The organism is Actinoplanes sp. CA-015351, from assembly GCF_050955685.1.
Lineage (GTDB): Bacteria > Actinomycetota > Actinomycetes > Mycobacteriales > Micromonosporaceae > Actinoplanes.
In genome coordinates this window covers 1,407,996-1,423,023 of sequence record NZ_CP192102.1, presented here as the reverse complement: position 1 = coordinate 1,423,023, position 15,028 = coordinate 1,407,996, and the positions used below count along the sequence as shown (strand labels likewise).

The following is a 15,028-nucleotide window of genomic DNA, read 5'->3' as shown; positions in this document are numbered from 1 at the left end:
GCCGGATGAATAGGCTTTCGCGCGATGAACGCCGCTCAACTGCTGGCCGGTGTGCCGGTGGACCGCGTCGTCGCACTTCCCGGCATCCCCGCCGATGACCTCGCCCTGCTGATCGCCGGCACCCATCCGGACCTCGCCGTCGTGGTGAGCCGCCCGGCCGGCACCCCGGCGGCGCCTCGTGACGTGGTCCGCGCCGCCGTGTCCGAACTCGAACGGGTCGCGGTGGAGCTGCTTCCCGCCTGGTTACCGGACGCGGCGGCGGTCGACCGCCCGGACGTCCTCGGGCTGGCCGCGATCCGGCTGGCCGCGGCCGACCTCGCCCGGCGTACGCGGTACCCGGTCCCCTTCCTGATCGACCTCGCGATCCTGGCCCTGACCGCCCGGCACACGACGGTCAGCACCCTCCCGCTGCACACCCGGACCGCCGCCCTCGCCCGGATCGTCGCGGAGGCCTTCGGCCGTCGTCAGGTCGTGCTGCTGCTGGAGAGCGCCGGCGACCGCGAGATCGTCGCGGCCGGCGCGCAATGGCTCGTGGGCAACGGCGGGCCCGCGGTCTGGATCGTCGGACCGGAGGCGGAAGACGCGGACCGGATTCCGGTGCACAGGCTGACCCGTCCGCTGCCCGCTTCCCCTGAGTCCGCTCTGCCCGGGCCGGGCGTCGTCGGCAAGCCGCATCCCGCCAGTTCCGTGGAGCGGGCGCTCGAAGCCGCCCTGGCCGCGAAGAGCTGGGCCGCCGGCCGGATGTGGAACCAGACGTACCAGTCGCACGCGCTCACCACCCCGATCCGGCTGGACCTGCTCTGGCCCGGCGAACGATGCGTCGTCGAACTCGACGGTCCCGAACACTGCCATCCCCGGCGGTTCGAGGAGGACCGGCAGCGCGACGTGCAGTTACAGCTCGACGGTTACGCCGTCCTGCGTTTCACCAACGCACGAGTCATCCACGACGTCGGCGCGGTGGTCCATCAGATCGGCGCCTACCTGAAAGGCCGCCGAAGTGTTGCAGCGGAAGGAAATCCCCATGGCCGACGATAAACTCATCGCCTCCGAAAGCGCCCTCCTGGTGGTGCTGATGGCCGAGGCACGGGAGGTCCTCCAGACCGAACTCCAGGAGCATTACGGCCTGGTCGTCCGGAAACCGTCCCGCGACAAGCTGGTCCGCCTGCGATACCTGTCCAGCCGCAAGAGTGGCCGATCGATCGCGCTCACTCTTGAGGACGACGGCTGGGTCCGCGTACAGAAGGATCTGGATTTCAAAGCTCGTGGGGCCGCGGCCTTGGGCGCGGCACTCACCGCGCTGCAGGCAGCGCTTCGCGACCGGGTCCTGGCCCGCAGCGGCTGCGCTTCGCTTGCCGAACTCTTCGCGCTCACCGACGTGCGCGCGCTCACTGCCGCGCCCGCAGCCGACGATCAAGCTCTTCGGGTACGCGTGAAGGCCACCTATGACGCGCTCGCCGGCGAACCCGGAGCCTGGGTCGGCCTGGCCCGGCTTCGTCCATTCCTCGCCGACGTTCCGCGCGAGGCAGTGGACGAGACGTTGCGCCTGCTGAGCCGGGAGACCGGTGTGAACATCGTGCCCGAGTCGAACCAGAAGATGCTTACCGAAACCGATGTGCAGGCCGCAGTGCACATCGGCGGACAGGACAAGCACCTGCTGGCGATCGGTGTCTGATGACGGAAGAGGAACGTGCCGCGCTGGCGGCGTTGCGGTTCGACTGGGCGCCGGTACCCGATGACGTCTGGCGGCCACTGCCCTTCCACGTCGACGGCCTGCACACCGCCGTCACACGCGACGTGCTCGACGGGGTGGCGGACGCACGGGCGAGCAGCGGCCCCAGCCCGATCGGCCTGGTGGTCCAGGGTCAGCGAGGGTCGGGCAAGACCCACCTGCTCGGCTGGACCCGGCAGCGGGTGCAGCAGGAGGACGGTTACTTCTTCCTGGTCAGCCTGCTGGACGCGGCCGGTTTCTGGGACAGCGTGCTGGCCGCGATGCTGGACGGGCTCTCCCGGCCGGTGCCCGGTGGCGGCGAGACCCAGCTGCGCCTGCTGCTGAAACGGCTCTCCGCGATGGTGGGCGCGCCACGGACGGCCCGGCGTGCGGTGATGGGCGAGACCGAGCTGACCAGGCCGGCGCTTGATGCCTTCATCGAGGGCCTCGGCGCCTTCGACCGGCACGTCGCCCGGGCCAGCCAGGAGACCGCCCGCGCTCTGGCGCTGAGCGCCTCGGACGAGGTCGCCCACCGCGACCTGGCCGAGAACTACTTCGTGTCCGGCGAGGAGAACGTCGCCGGTGAGCGCCTCGAATGGGGCATGCGCCGGGCGCCCCGGCACCCGCAGCAGATCGTCCAGGACCTCTCCTGGCTGATCGCCCTGACCGGTCCCTCGGTCGTCGCGATCGACCAGATCGACACGCTGATCGCCCAGTCCGCGGTGCAGGCCGACCCCGCGCTCGCGACGGCCGCGGCCACCGATCCGGCGCAGGCTCTCATGCTGGCGCAGCTCGCCGAAGGGCTGATGTCGCTGCGGCAGTTCACCCGGCGCACCCTCACCGTCGTCGCATGCCTGCCGACATCGTGGACGATCATCCGGAACTCGGCGGCCGACACGGTTGGCGATCGCTTCCGTCTCGCGCCACAGCTGACGCCGATCAACGACGACGAGCTGGGCCGCGCGATCATCGAGAAGCGCTTCGCCATCCGGTTCGCCGAGATCGGCTTCACCCCGCCGTACCCGTCGTGGCCGGTGCTGCCGGAGGCCTTCGCGCAGGCCGGCGACTTCACACCGCGGCAACTGCTCATCGAGATCGACAGGCACGTCCGTGCTTGTGTCACCGACGGCGAGATCCACCAACTCTCCCGGCTCGGCGGTCCGTCAGCGACTCCTCGGGTCACCGTCGCCGCCTCCACAACGGAACTCGAACGGTTCGACGCGCGGTACGCCGAACTCAAGAAGAACGCCGCCGTCGGCGCGGTGCTGGAGCGAACTTCGGAAGGCTCGCGGGTGCCGCCGCTGCTCGCCGCCGGGCTCACCGCCTGGATCCTGGAACGCGGCGCGGACGGCGAAGCCTTCACCGTCGATCCGCCGCCCAGCAACGATCCGCCGCTGCACGCCCGGCTGCGCCAAACCCTTGATCAGCAGACCGAGGACCAGATCCACTGGTGTTTCCGCGCCATCAGCGACGGCCATCATGCCGTCGCGGCGCTCTCCCGGCTCCGTAAAGCGTGTGTCGCGGCCGCGCTGGATCCGTCCGTACCCAAGCGGAAGCTTTTCCTGCTCCGGAACACGGACTGGTCGAGCGGAGCGAAGACCCAGGATGCGGTGGCCGCTTTTGAACAGGCGGGTGGGCGGACGCTGGCCCTGGACGAGGCGGATTTGCGGGCGTTGACGGCGCTGCAGATCATGCTCGACGGTTCGACGATGGAGTTGCAGGGATGGCTGGCCGACCGCCGGCCGACCGACGAGATCAAGTTCCTGCAGGAGGCACTGGAAGCGCCTCCCGAGGCCGTTGCCCCTCCACCTGCGGGTCTTTCCGCTTCTCCTGCGGGTCTTTCCGCTTCTCCTGTGGATCTTGGGGATTCGGTGGGGTTCACCATCGGCCACGATTACGGCGATGGCTCGCCCGTCGGGCTGCCGCTCGAAGCCCTCCGTAAACACGCGACCATCTTCGCGGGCTCCGGCTCGGGAAAGACCGTCCTGATCCGCCGGATCGTTGAGGAGTGCGCACTCCAGGGCGTCTCCGCGATCGTCCTGGATCCGAACAACGACCTCGCACGGCTGGGCGAGGGCTGGCCCGAGGCGCCGTCGCACTGGCGCGACGGTGACGCCGAGAAGGCCGCGGAATACCTCGCGGAGACCGACGTGGTGATCTGGACACCCCGCCGCAACTCCGGCCGGCCGCTCAGTTTCCAGCCGCTGCCCGACTTCCGGAGTGTGCTCGACGACCCCGACGAGTTCGGTGAAGCGGTCGAGGCGGCCGTGGCATCGCTCGCTCCCCGGGCCATGGTCACCGGCCGGGCCAGCAAGGCACACCTCGGGCTCGCGGTGCTCCGCAAGGCCGTCGAGCACTACGGTCGCCGGGGCGGCACCCGGCTCCAAGGGCTGATCGACACCCTGGCGAACCTGCCGGACGGCATCATCGACCTGGACGACGCCGAGAAGATCGGCCTCGGGCTGGCACAGACGCTGACCGCCGCGATGGTGAACGATCCGCTGTTCGGCGGCGACGGCACACCGATGGATCCGGGGCTGCTGCTCACCCCGGCGCCGGGCAAACGCGCACGGGTGTCGGTGATCAGCCTGGTCGGGCTGCCCTCGGACGACGTACGCCAGAGTTTCGTCAACCAGTTGCAAATGGCCCTCTTCGCCTGGATCAAGAAAAATCCAGCCGGCGACCGGCCGCTGCTGGGCCTGCTGATCATGGACGAGGCACAGACCTTCGCGCCCTCCGGCACGATGACCGCCTGTACGCAGAGCACCCTCGCGCTGGCCGCACAGGCGCGCAAGTACGGGCTCGGGCTGATCTTCGCGACTCAGGCGCCGAAGGGCCTGCACAACCGGATCCCCGGGAACGCGGCGACCCAGCTCTACGGCCTGATGAACAGCCCGATCCAGATCGAGGCGGCCCGCGAGATGGCGAAGGCGAAGGGCGGCGACGTCCCGGACATCTCCCGGCTCAGCACCGGCGAGTTCTACTTCGCCGCCGAGGGCCTGCCGCCCCGCAAGATCCGGACGCCACTCTCCCTTACTCATCACCCGCGCAGCCCGCTGACCACCGAGGAGGTGCTGGCCCGGGCAGCCCCTGCCAGCCATTCGAAGAGACCTGCCAGCCATTCGAAGAGACCTGCCAGCCATTCGGAAAGAGCTGCCCCCGACCAGGCCACAAGCCCCACCACCCCAAGCGACGCCACCCGCCCAGAGCAGTGAGCGCACGCAGCGTCATTCCACACGGGCGGTGAGCACCGCGTTCCCGCCCGGCACGGCCGATGAGCGCACGCGAAGTCGTTCTGCGTGCGCTCACCGCCACCGTAAGGGTGGCCGACGCACGCACAGTGCTTGCGCGTGCGCTCAACGCCCCAGCCGCGCCGGCAGCAGCGAGGCCCGACTCCCGTGTCGAATTGGGGTGCGAATCGCGCCGCAAATTCACACGCATCCCGGAAAAGCAGGCAGCGTGTCGAATTAAGGCGCGGATTTAACCCCAATTCGACACGCAAGTCGCGCGCGACGGGGCAGGCTCGACGGCGCTCGGCCTTGGGCGGGTAAGACATTCGAGGGCACACAGTGAGCTCGAGTCCCGGAGTCGAGGGCACACAGTGAACTCGAGTCCCGGAGAGACGAGAGCACACAGGGAGCGCGAGTCCCGGAGAGACGAGAGCACACAGTGAGCGCTCGACCGGGAAGACCTCGGCGCACGGTGAGCTCTACGCCTGGAACGAAAGGCGCCGTGGTGGGGGCACACGATGGCCCGAGTTGGCGTGGATCAGGTCGCACGATCGCCATCTGTGCGACCTGATCCCTGCCAGGGCGTGGACATGGGCACACGTTGCCGTTGTGTGCGACTTCATCCGCGCTGTGGATAGCCGGCTGACGCTCACTGCTGTCAAAACGCGGTCGAAACAGCGCTGACGGCCAGCCGGATGACGCGGGCCGGCCTGCAATGCTGCCGCACGGCCATTGTGACGACCCTGAATGCCGGCCGAACCGGACCAGTCGAGCCGGCCGAACCAGCCGGAACAGTTAAGCCGGCCGGTCACAGTCATCATCGCGCTGCTATCATCATCAAATTTACTGACGCCAATGCCAGCGCCGCCAATTCACGCATTCAGCGATGGAACAGTTCGATACCCCGTGCAGTTCCTCGCCCCTCGGGTACATCGAATCCCCGCGGCTCGACGCCACCTAGAGCGACAGGGCAACCACCCAGAGCAACAGCCCTACCCCCCCATTGACATCGATCTCGAATGTTGCGAGTGTGCGAACACCACGTTTCGTGTGTGATTTTGTGAACACGTCCTCTAGGAGAGGCTCGATGTCACCGACCGCAAAACACTTCCGTTCGGCTGGTGCCCTGCTGGGCACCCTCGTTCTTTCGCTGGCGTGTGTGAACGTTCCCACATCCGCCTCAGCGGGCACCAGACCCGCCCCGAAGCCCACCGACACCTCGTGCGCCACCACCGGATCCGTCGACTTCGGTGTCGATCTCGCCGGTGCCGGCTGGAAGTTCACGACCGGCGACGACGCCGCATGGTCGGACCCGTCCTTCTCGGACACCGCCTGGCGGGATTGGACCGTTCCCGACAACTGGGGCAACCACACGGACCTGTCCGGGTACGACGGTTTCGCCTGGTACCGCAAGACGTTCACGCTGCCCGCCAGGCCCACCGGGGTCACCGACTCGACGATCATCGCGGCGCTCGGCAAGATCGACGACGCTGACCAGGTCTTCCTCAACGGGTCCGAGATCGGGCGTACCGGCGGGTTCCCGCCCACGTTCGACTCGACGTGGGAGGTGCCGCGGGAGTACTACCCGGCGGACGGCCTGCTTCGCTGGGGAGCCACGAACACCATCGCGGTCCGGGTCTACGACGGCACCGGTGGCGGCGGTTTCTACCAGGGTCCGATCGGGCTCTACTCCAAGTCGCGGCTGCGTACCCTGGCCGGGGTCACCGGGACGGCGGCTACGCGTACCCAATTGGCTCATGCGTGCGCCGTGCTGAACCAGCAGCACCGCGCTGTCGCCGCAGGCGACTGGCGCGCCTATGCAGCGACGCTGGCGAACGGGTTCTTCCACCAGGGCGACACCGCCGAGCGCCGCGTCGCCGAGGTGAAGGCGCTCCTCAAAAAGGGCAAAGTCACCCTGACCGATGCCCAGGCCGAGGTGTTCGTGGACTCGCAGGGCCGGCTCGTTGTCGACACGATCCGCACCTGGACCGGGTTGCCGACCGCCCGTGAGCTGCTCTATCTCGACCCGAAGAAGGACGTCGAGCTGGGTGACCACGCGCGGTTCTTCCGCGACGACTACGACTCGGCGGCGATGAACCGGCGGGTGCAGTTCAACGTCTACCTGCCGAAGGGCTACACGAAGACGACCGCGAAGCGGTTCCCGGTGGTCTACATGCTCAACGGCTTCAACGGCAGCAACATCGAGTGGGAGGCGCGTGACATCGACGCGGTTCTCGACAAGCTCGGCGTGGACTCGATCGTCGTCTTCCCGGACGGGGACAGCGGCTGGTACGTCGACACCGCGGCCGGCAACTTCAAGTCGATGATCGTCAAGGAGATCGTCCCGATGGTGGACCGGGTCTACCGGACCGTCGCCGACCGGAACCACCGCGGCATCAGCGGTGTGTCGATGGGCGGGCAGGGCGCGTTCACGCTCGGGCTCACCAACCCGGACCTGTTCAGCTCGATCGCCAGTCACATGGGCGCGCTCAGCCTGGCGCCGCTGGTCGGCACCGCCGAGGAGCGGGCCGCGAACGCCGGATTGCGGCCGCTCACCCTGGTCGCCGGGATGTCCGCGGCTGATCTGAAGCGGCACCGGTTCTACCTGGACGGTGGGGACTCCGACGAGTACCGGTTCGGGGTGGCGGCTCAGCAGATGAGCACGGCGCTGGCCGCGAAGGGCGTCAAGCACGATTACCAGCTCGGCGCCGGCAATCACAGCGATGCCTACTGGATGCCCAAGCTGGACAGGTCGTTCGGGTTGCACGCTGAGCAGTTCGCGGCGTACCCGGTGAAGCAGCCGCGCGAGCCGAAGCCGATCAAAGACGGATATATCTGGCCGTAAGTAGAGTGAGGCCCGGGCCACCGGCCCGGGCCTCACGAAAATCAGTTCTGGTGCAACAGCTCGTGCGCCTCACTGATCGCGGCCCACGACTTCGGCTCCGCAAGAGAACGACGAGCCAGCGACGAAGCAACCACCGGCTTCGACGGCGTGTAGAGCCACGCGTCGAACAACGCGTCCAGATCCTCGCCGGAGATCTTCTCGGCGAGCGCGGTGAACTCCTCGGTGGTCGCGTTGCGGTAACGCTTCTCGGCCACCCAGCTACGCAGAATCTCGAAGAAGTCGTCGTCCCCCACGGCCAGGCGAAGCGCGTGCAGCGTCAGGGCGCCACGATCGTAGACAGCGTCACCGAACAGCTCGTCGGTGCCCGGGTCGGCCGGCGCTGTCGTCCAGATGGCCGCGTCGTCGGGGTACGAGGCGTACACGTAGTCGAAGATCTCCTGCGCGGTGCCCTCGTTGTTCTTCTCCGACCACAGCCACTCGGCGTAACTGGCGAAGCCCTCGTTGAGCCAGATGTGCTTCCACTCGGCCACCGAGATCGCGTCGCCGAACCACTGGTGCGCGTTCTCGTGAGCGACGACGTACGTGTTGGAGCCGCGCCGGAAGAACGCCGCCGAGTAGTTCGGCCGGGTCTGGTTCTCCAGGGCGAACCCGAGCGTGCCGGGCGGCGCCACGATGCCGCCGGTTGCCTCGAACGGGTACGGCCCGAAAACAGTGCTCTCCCAGTCGACGATTTCAGCGGTCCGCTCCACACTGGCCTCAGCCGCGAACCGGAAGTCCTCGCTGAGCGACTGCGAGTACGCGTTGTAAACCGGCAGCCCACCCTCGGTGGTGTCCTGGGTGATGTCGTACTGGCCGACCGCGATGAAGGTCAGGTACGTGGCCTGCGGCTTGAGCGAACGCCAGCTCCACCGGGTGTACCCGAGCGTCTCGCGTACGGGTGGGCGCGGCTGGACGCCGTTGCTGATCGCCTCGACGCCGTCCGGCACCGAGACCGAGACGTCGAAGGTGGCCTTGTCCGACGGGTGGTCGTTGCTCGGGTACCACCACCAGGCGATTTCCGGCTCACCGACGGCGAGGGCGCCGTCCGGGGTCTTGATCCAGGCGGTGTATCCGGCGCCGACCTTGCTCGACGGGACACCGGCGTACTGCACCACGATCGTCAGGGCGCCGCCGTCGGCCACCGGGCGGGCCGGTGTCACGACGAGCTCGTGGTCACCCTCCTTCGCGAAGGTGGCGGGACGGTTGTTGACGCGTACCGAAGAAACGTCGAGCAGGAAGTCGAGGTTGATCCGGCTGAGGTCCTGTGTCGCCTTCGCCAGGATCGTGGTGGTGCCGGTGAGCAGGTCGGTCGCCGGGGTGTACCGCACCCGGATGTCGTAGTGGGTGACGTCGTACCCACTGTTGCCGTAGTCCGGGTAGTACTCGTCGCCGACGCCGGCGCCGCCCGGAGCCGGGGCGGCCTTCGAATGCGCCATCGCCGGGGTGCCGGTGAGGATCAGTGCTGCGGTGAGAGCTGCGGTAAGCAGTCTGCGCACGGTGAACTTCCTTCCCATTGGGCAAGAACAGTCACACCGAACCTATCGAAGAACTTCAAACTCCGCGTTACGGGATCAACGGCTGTAGAAGACCGCGCAGTCCACCGCGCGGCGCCAGCTCGTGTATTCGGCGGCCCGCCGGTCCGGCGCCAGCTTGGGCGCCCAGCTACCCGCCCGATGCCGGTTGGCACGAAGATCCCGCAGGTCGGACCAGTACCCGACGGCCAGCCCGGCCGCGTACGCCGCACCCAGCGACACCGTCTCGGCGACCATCGGCCGGACCACGGGAACGTCCAGAAAGTCCGCGACGAATTGCATCAAAAGATTATCGGCGGTCATGCCGCCGTCGACGCTGAGAGCGGTCAGCGTGAGACCGGAGTCGGCATTCATCGCGTCGACCACGTCGCGGGTCTGCCAGGCTGTCGCTTCGAGTACCGCACGGGCCAGGTGTGCCTTGGTGATGTACGAGGTCAGGCCCACGATCACACCCCGGGCCTCGCTGCGCCAATAGGGAGCGAACAGCCCGGAGAACGCCGGCACGATGTAACAGCCGCCGTTGTCCGAGACCGTCGCCGCGAGGGTTTCGATCTCCGAGGCGGTGCTGATCAGCCCGAGCCCGTCCCGGAACCACTGCACGAGCGATCCGGCGGTGGCGATCGAGCCTTCGAGGGCGTAAACGACGGGGTCATCACCGATCCGATAACCCACTGTGGTGATCAGGCCGTGGCTGGATCGGACCGGTGTGCTGCCGGTGTTCATCAGCAGGAACCCGCCGGTGCCGTAGGTGCACTTGGCCTCACCGGGAGCGAAGCAGGTCTGGCCGAACAGCGCGGCCTGCTGATCACCGATGGCAGCGGCGATCGGCACACCCTCAAAATATCCGTAGATTTCGGCGGATGACCGGATCGACGGCAACATCGCACGTGGAATGTCAAACGCCGATAAAAGCGAGACATCCCAATCCAGCGTCACCAGATCCATCAGCATCGTCCGGCTCGCATTCGTCACATCCGTCAAATGTGACCCACCGGTCAGATTCCAGATCAGCCAGCTGTCCATCGTCCCGAACAGCACCTCACCGCGTTCAGCGCGCTCCCGCAACCCATGCTCGTCCAGCAACCATTGAATCTTGGTGGCGGAGAAGTAGGTAGCCGGCGTCAGACCGGTCTTGTCTCGCACAAAGGACGCATCAACCCGGGAAACCAGCTCCTCGGTGCGCACGTCCTGCCACGAGATCGCCGGCGCCACCGGCTGCCCGGAGACCCGATCCCACAACACAGCGGTCTCCCGCTGATTGGCGATCCCGATGGCCGCCACCTGCGAAAACCCGATCCCGGCCTCCCGCAGCGCCTTACGGATCAGCCGCTGCACATCCCGCCAGATCCGCGCCGCGTCATGCTCCACCCACCCCGGCTTCGGATAGGACTGCGGATGCTCACCGCGAACCACCGAGACAACTGTCGCCTTGCGATCAAAAAGAATGCACCGCGTAGACGTCGTCCCTTGATCGATGGCGAGCACATAACGATCGCTCATGCCCCTGCCAAATCCCTGGAAATCGACCGTGCGCCGGCCACCACATGCTCGACCAGCGCCTGCCGCGCCTGCCGCCGCGTGTCACACACCGTCTCCACCGGCCCCGCGATCCCGATCGCCCCGACCACGAGACCGCCACTCGTCCTCAGCGGCGCCGCGATCGCGGCCTGCCCCGCACGCCATTCCTCCACCGCGAGACCCCACCCCCGCCCGCGGGTCTCACCCAATTGCCGGGCCAGATCCTGCCGATTGGTCAAGGTCCTTCTTGTGTACGCGTCAAAGCCCTCCCGTGCCACGGCGGATGCCACCGAAGGGTGATAGGCGAGCAGCGTCTTCCCGAGTGCCGTGGCGTGTGCCGGTAGCAGCCGCCCGGTGTCCATCGACTGCGCCGAGTGGTCCGGCCGGAACACGTGGTGCACGACGAGCACCTGGCGGTCGCGGAGCACGCCGATCCGTACCTCCTGGCCGCTGCGTGCGGCGAGCGCGTCCGCCCAGTTCAGCGCACGTCCGCGCAGCTCGTTCACGTCCAGCCCGGCAGTGTCGAGGCCGGCCGAGCCGAGGTCGAGCACACCACGGCCGAGGCGGTACCGGGTGGTGCGCGGATCCTGCTCGACGAAACCGACGTGTTCGAGAGTCCGCAGGATGCTGTGCGCTGTCGACTTCGGCAGGTCGAGAGCTTCGGCGACCTCGCCGACCCGCAGCCTGTCGGCGGCGAGCAGCCGGAGCACTGCTGACGACCGCTCGATGGACTGGATCAGGCCCGGCACGTGCGACATTGTCGCACGGAACGCGTTGCCGCCACCTGATCAGCTCCCTAACGTCGCAACTCTCAAGGGGCGGCGATCAAGGGGGTACTGTGGCGCACTTCGTCGGCGCGATCGATCAGGGCACCACCAGCACACGCTTCATGATTTTCGACCGGGCCGGCCGGGAGATCGCCCGCCACCAGCTCGAACACCGGCAGATCCTGCCGGCCGCCGGATGGGTCGAGCATGACGCGACCGAGATCTGGGAGAACACCCTCAAGACGATCGGTGTGGCACTGTCCGGCGCCGGCCTGGTCGCCGCCGACCTGGCCGCGATCGGCATCACGAACCAGCGGGAAAGCGTGCTGGTCTGGGACGCCGAGACCGGCGAGCCCTGCCACAACGTCATCGTCTGGCAGGACACCCGCACCGACGCGCTTGTCGCTCGTCTGGACGCCGGTCTGATCCGGGAGAAGACCGGGCTGCCTCCGGCGACCTACTTCTCCGCGACCAAGATCCAGTGGCTGCTGGAGAACGTCGACGGCCTGCGTGACCGGGCCTCACGTGGCGAGGTGCTGTTCGGCACGATGGACAGCTGGCTCATCTGGAACCTGACCGGCGGCCAGCATCTGACCGACGTGACAAACGCCAGCCGCACGATGCTGATGAACCTGGAGACCCTCGACTGGGACCCCGAGCTGCTGCGGATCTTCGGGATTCCCCGGGAGATGCTGCCGGCGATCCGCTCGTCGGCCGAGGTCTACGGAACCGCGGACACCGTGCTGCCCGGCGTACCGATCGCCGCCGCCATCGGTGACCAGCAGGCCGCACTGTTCGGCCAGACGTGCTTCGCCCCGGGCGAGGCCAAGTGCACGTACGGCACCGGCGGCTTCCTGCTGATGAACACCGGCACCACACCGGTCCGGTCCAGCCACGGCCTGATCACCACGGTCGGCTACCGGTTCGGCGACGCCCCGGCCACGTACGCCCTGGAAGGGTCGATCGCCGCGGCCGGCGCCGCCATCCAGTGGCTGCGTGACCAGCTCGGTGTCCTCGACTCGGCGGCCGAGAGCGAAACCCTGGCCGGCTCGGTGGAGGACAGCGCCGGCGTCTGCTTCGTGCCCGCGTTCTCCGGCCTCTACGCGCCGTACTGGCGGCCGGACGCCCGGGCCGCCATCGTCGGGCTGTCCCGGTTTCACACCGCCGCGCACATCACCCGGGCCGCGCTCGAAGCGATCTGTTACCAGACCCGCGACGTCGTCGAGGCGATGGCGCAGGACTCCGGAACCACGTTGGACTGCCTCCAGGTGGACGGCGGCGTGACCGCGAACGCGCTCTGCATGCAACTTCAGGCCGACATCCTCGGTGTGCCGGTCAGCCGGCCCGCCGTCGCCGAGACCACGGCGCTCGGAGCCGCGTACGCGGCCGGGCTCGCCGTCGGTTTCTGGCACTCCGTCGACGACCTGCGCGCCAACTGGCACGAGGACCGGCGATGGCAGCCGTCCTGGTCGCCGGAGCGGCGCGACGAAGGAATCACCCGCTGGAAGGCGGCCATCGACCGAACCCTCGGCTGGGTCAGCGTCGGCTGATCACCACTTGAATGGGGTAGCAATGAACACCGGAATGATCTCGCCGAAAGCTCGCGCCGCCGCCCTGGCCGCCCTGTCCTCAGGTGACGAACTCGACGTGCTGGTCATCGGCGCCGGCGTGGTGGGCGCCGGTGCGGCCCTCGACGCCGCCACCCGAGGGCTCTCGGTCGGCCTGCTCGAAGCCCGCGACTTCGCGAGCGGCACCTCCAGCCGGTCCAGCAAGCTGATCCACGGCGGCCTGCGTTACCTGGAGATGCTCGACTTCTCGCTGGTCCGCGAGGCCCTGCGGGAGCGTGGCCTGCTGATCGGAAAGCTCGCGCCACACCTGGTCCGCCCGGTGGCGTTCCTCTACCCGCTCCAGCACCGCGCCTGGGAACGGTTCTACATCGGCGCCGGCATCGCGCTCTACGACACCCTGGCACTCTCCGGCGGCAGCGCGGGCCTTCCCCGGCACCGGCACCTGTCCCGCGGCCAGGCACTCAAGGCGTTCCCGGGGCTGCGCCCCGAGACGCTGATCGGCGCGATCCGTTACTACGACGCTCAGGTCGACGACGCCCGGCACACCATGTTCCTGGCCCGGACCGCGGCCGCCTACGGCGCGCATGTCGCCTCCCGTACCGAAGTGATCGGCTTCCTGCGCGAAGGCCGCAGGGTTGTCGGCGTGCAAGCTCGTGACCTGGAGACGGGCGCCGAGTTCGAGGTGCGGGCCCGCAGCGTCATCAACGCGACAGGTGTGTGGACCGGCGACAGCCAGGCCATGCTCACCGGCGAGCGGGGGCAGTTCAAGATCACCGCGAGCAAGGGGATCCACCTGGTGGTGCCGCGCGACAAGATTTCCGGCAAGGCCGGCATGATCTTGCGTACGGAAACCAGCGTGCTGTTCGTCATCCCGTGGGACCGCCACTGGATCATCGGCACCACCGACACACCGTGGGACCTGGACAAGGCCGACCCAGCGGCGTCCGGCCGCGATGTCGACTACCTGCTCGAAGAAGTAAACAAGGCGCTCGCCACGCCGTTGACCCGCGACGACGTGCAGGGTGTCTACGCCGGCCTGCGCCCGCTGCTGTCCGCCGAGGCCTCCACCACCGCGAAACTGTCCCGTGAGCACGCCGTCGGCAAACCGGTCCCGGGCATGGTCATCGTGGCCGGCGGCAAGTACACGACGTACCGGGTGATGGCGAAGGACGCGGTCGATGCCGCCGTCGCCGATCTCAACACCCGGGTGCCGGCCTCCTGCACCGACCAGGTGCCGCTGCTCGGCGCCGAGGGATACCGGGCCGCCTGGAACCGCCGCGCCCAGCTGGCCCGCCGCGCCGGCCTGCACGTGTCCCGCGTCGAACACCTGCTCCGCCGGTACGGCACGCTGACCGACGAGGTCCTCGGCCTGATCGAGGCGGATCCGGCGCTCGGACGGCCGCTCGACGGCGCACCCGACTATCTGGCTGCCGAGGTCGTCTACGCGGTCACCCACGAAGGTGCCCGTCACCTTGAGGACGTGTTGTCCCGGCGTACCCGGATCTCGATGGAAACCGCAGACCGCGGCGTCGCCGCGGCCCGGACCACCGCGAAGCTGGTCGCGGAAGCACTGGGCTGGACCGATGAGGAGACCGAGCGCGAGATCGCCCGGTACGAAGCAGTGGTCATGGCCGAACTGGCCGCCCAGGAACAGCTCGACGACCAGGGCGCGGACGCCGCCCGGCGGGGTGTGCCGCTGGCCGCGTCGGCTGCCTGAGTTCGTTTCGCCCGCCGGGTTCGCGCCCGGCGGGCTCTTTCTATACCCCCTCTCCACCGATGAAGTTCAATGCCTTTGAGTACTGAACTGACTGCGTAGCGTTG

General features: G+C 68.2%; 9 protein-coding genes. 6 read left to right on the top strand and 3 right to left on the bottom strand.

Annotated features, from left to right (window positions below; all coding sequences use genetic code 11):
- Window positions 1-24 precede the first annotated feature (24 nt).
- The 4 genes from ACQP2E_RS06610 to ACQP2E_RS06595 all read left to right on the top strand — a co-directional run bounded on the left by ACQP2E_RS06610 (window position 25) and on the right by ACQP2E_RS06595 (window position 7,783).
- Window positions 25-1,035, top strand: a complete 1,011-nt coding sequence (locus tag ACQP2E_RS06610) for an endonuclease domain-containing protein (RefSeq protein ID WP_433828968.1) — start codon at window positions 25-27, stop codon at window positions 1,033-1,035.
- Window positions 1,022-1,672, top strand: coding sequence for a hypothetical protein (locus tag ACQP2E_RS06605; RefSeq protein ID WP_433828967.1), 651 nt, complete (start codon window positions 1,022-1,024; stop codon window positions 1,670-1,672). The genes ACQP2E_RS06610 and ACQP2E_RS06605 overlap by 14 nt, the downstream gene beginning before the upstream one ends.
- Complete coding sequence (locus tag ACQP2E_RS06600; protein ID WP_433828966.1) at window positions 1,672-4,923, top strand: ATP-binding protein; 3,252 nt, start codon at window positions 1,672-1,674, stop codon at window positions 4,921-4,923. Before ACQP2E_RS06605 ends, ACQP2E_RS06600 begins: the two co-directional genes overlap by 1 nt.
- A 1,102-nt stretch (window positions 4,924-6,025) precedes the next feature.
- Window positions 6,026-7,783, top strand: a complete 1,758-nt coding sequence (locus tag ACQP2E_RS06595; RefSeq protein ID WP_433828965.1) for an alpha/beta hydrolase-fold protein — start codon at window positions 6,026-6,028, stop codon at window positions 7,781-7,783.
- A gap of 41 nt (window positions 7,784-7,824) precedes the next feature.
- On the opposite strand, the gene ACQP2E_RS06590 is transcribed toward ACQP2E_RS06595, so the two are convergent.
- From ACQP2E_RS06590 to ACQP2E_RS06580, 3 genes are all read right to left on the bottom strand, one after another.
- Window positions 7,825-9,318 (bottom strand): M1 family metallopeptidase, encoded by a 1,494-nt coding sequence (locus ACQP2E_RS06590; protein WP_433828964.1) that lies wholly within the window; start codon window positions 9,316-9,318, stop codon window positions 7,825-7,827.
- A gap of 75 nt (window positions 9,319-9,393) precedes the next feature.
- Window positions 9,394-10,854, bottom strand: coding sequence for a glycerol kinase GlpK (gene glpK / locus ACQP2E_RS06585; protein WP_433828963.1), 1,461 nt, complete (start codon window positions 10,852-10,854; stop codon window positions 9,394-9,396).
- A complete protein-coding gene (locus tag ACQP2E_RS06580; RefSeq protein ID WP_433833796.1) occupies window positions 10,851-11,621 on the bottom strand; it encodes an IclR family transcriptional regulator in 771 nt (256 codons plus the stop codon). Before ACQP2E_RS06580 ends, glpK (ACQP2E_RS06585) begins: the two co-directional genes overlap by 4 nt.
- Window positions 11,622-11,710: 89 nt before the next feature.
- On the opposite strand from ACQP2E_RS06580, the gene glpK (ACQP2E_RS06575) reads away from it, so the two are divergent.
- Window positions 11,711-13,189 carry a glycerol kinase GlpK gene (glpK, locus tag ACQP2E_RS06575; RefSeq protein ID WP_433828962.1) on the top strand — a complete coding sequence of 493 codons (1,479 nt, stop codon included), beginning with the start codon at window positions 11,711-11,713 and terminating at the stop codon, window positions 13,187-13,189.
- A gap of 22 nt (window positions 13,190-13,211) precedes the next feature.
- Window positions 13,212-14,924: a glycerol-3-phosphate dehydrogenase/oxidase gene (locus ACQP2E_RS06570; protein ID WP_433828961.1), complete on the top strand. Its 1,713-nt coding sequence runs from the start codon at window positions 13,212-13,214 to the stop codon at window positions 14,922-14,924.
- The last annotated feature ends 104 nt before the right edge of the window (window positions 14,925-15,028 follow it).

Excerpts from the sequence above, each read along its gene's own strand:
- ACQP2E_RS06595 (WP_433828965.1), top strand. The coding sequence starts at position 6,026 with ATGTCACCGACCGCAAAACACTTCCGTTCGGCTGGTGCCCTGCTGGGC.
- glpK (WP_433828963.1), bottom strand. The coding sequence starts at position 10,854 with ATGAGCGATCGTTATGTGCTCGCCATCGATCAAGGGACGACGTCTACG.
- ACQP2E_RS06570 (WP_433828961.1), top strand. The coding sequence starts at position 13,212 with ATGAACACCGGAATGATCTCGCCGAAAGCTCGCGCCGCCGCCCTGGCC.
- ACQP2E_RS06610 (WP_433828968.1), top strand. The coding sequence starts at position 25 with ATGAACGCCGCTCAACTGCTGGCCGGTGTGCCGGTGGACCGCGTCGTC.
- ACQP2E_RS06605 (WP_433828967.1), top strand. The coding sequence starts at position 1,022 with ATGGCCGACGATAAACTCATCGCCTCCGAAAGCGCCCTCCTGGTGGTG.
- ACQP2E_RS06600 (WP_433828966.1), top strand. The coding sequence starts at position 1,672 with ATGACGGAAGAGGAACGTGCCGCGCTGGCGGCGTTGCGGTTCGACTGG.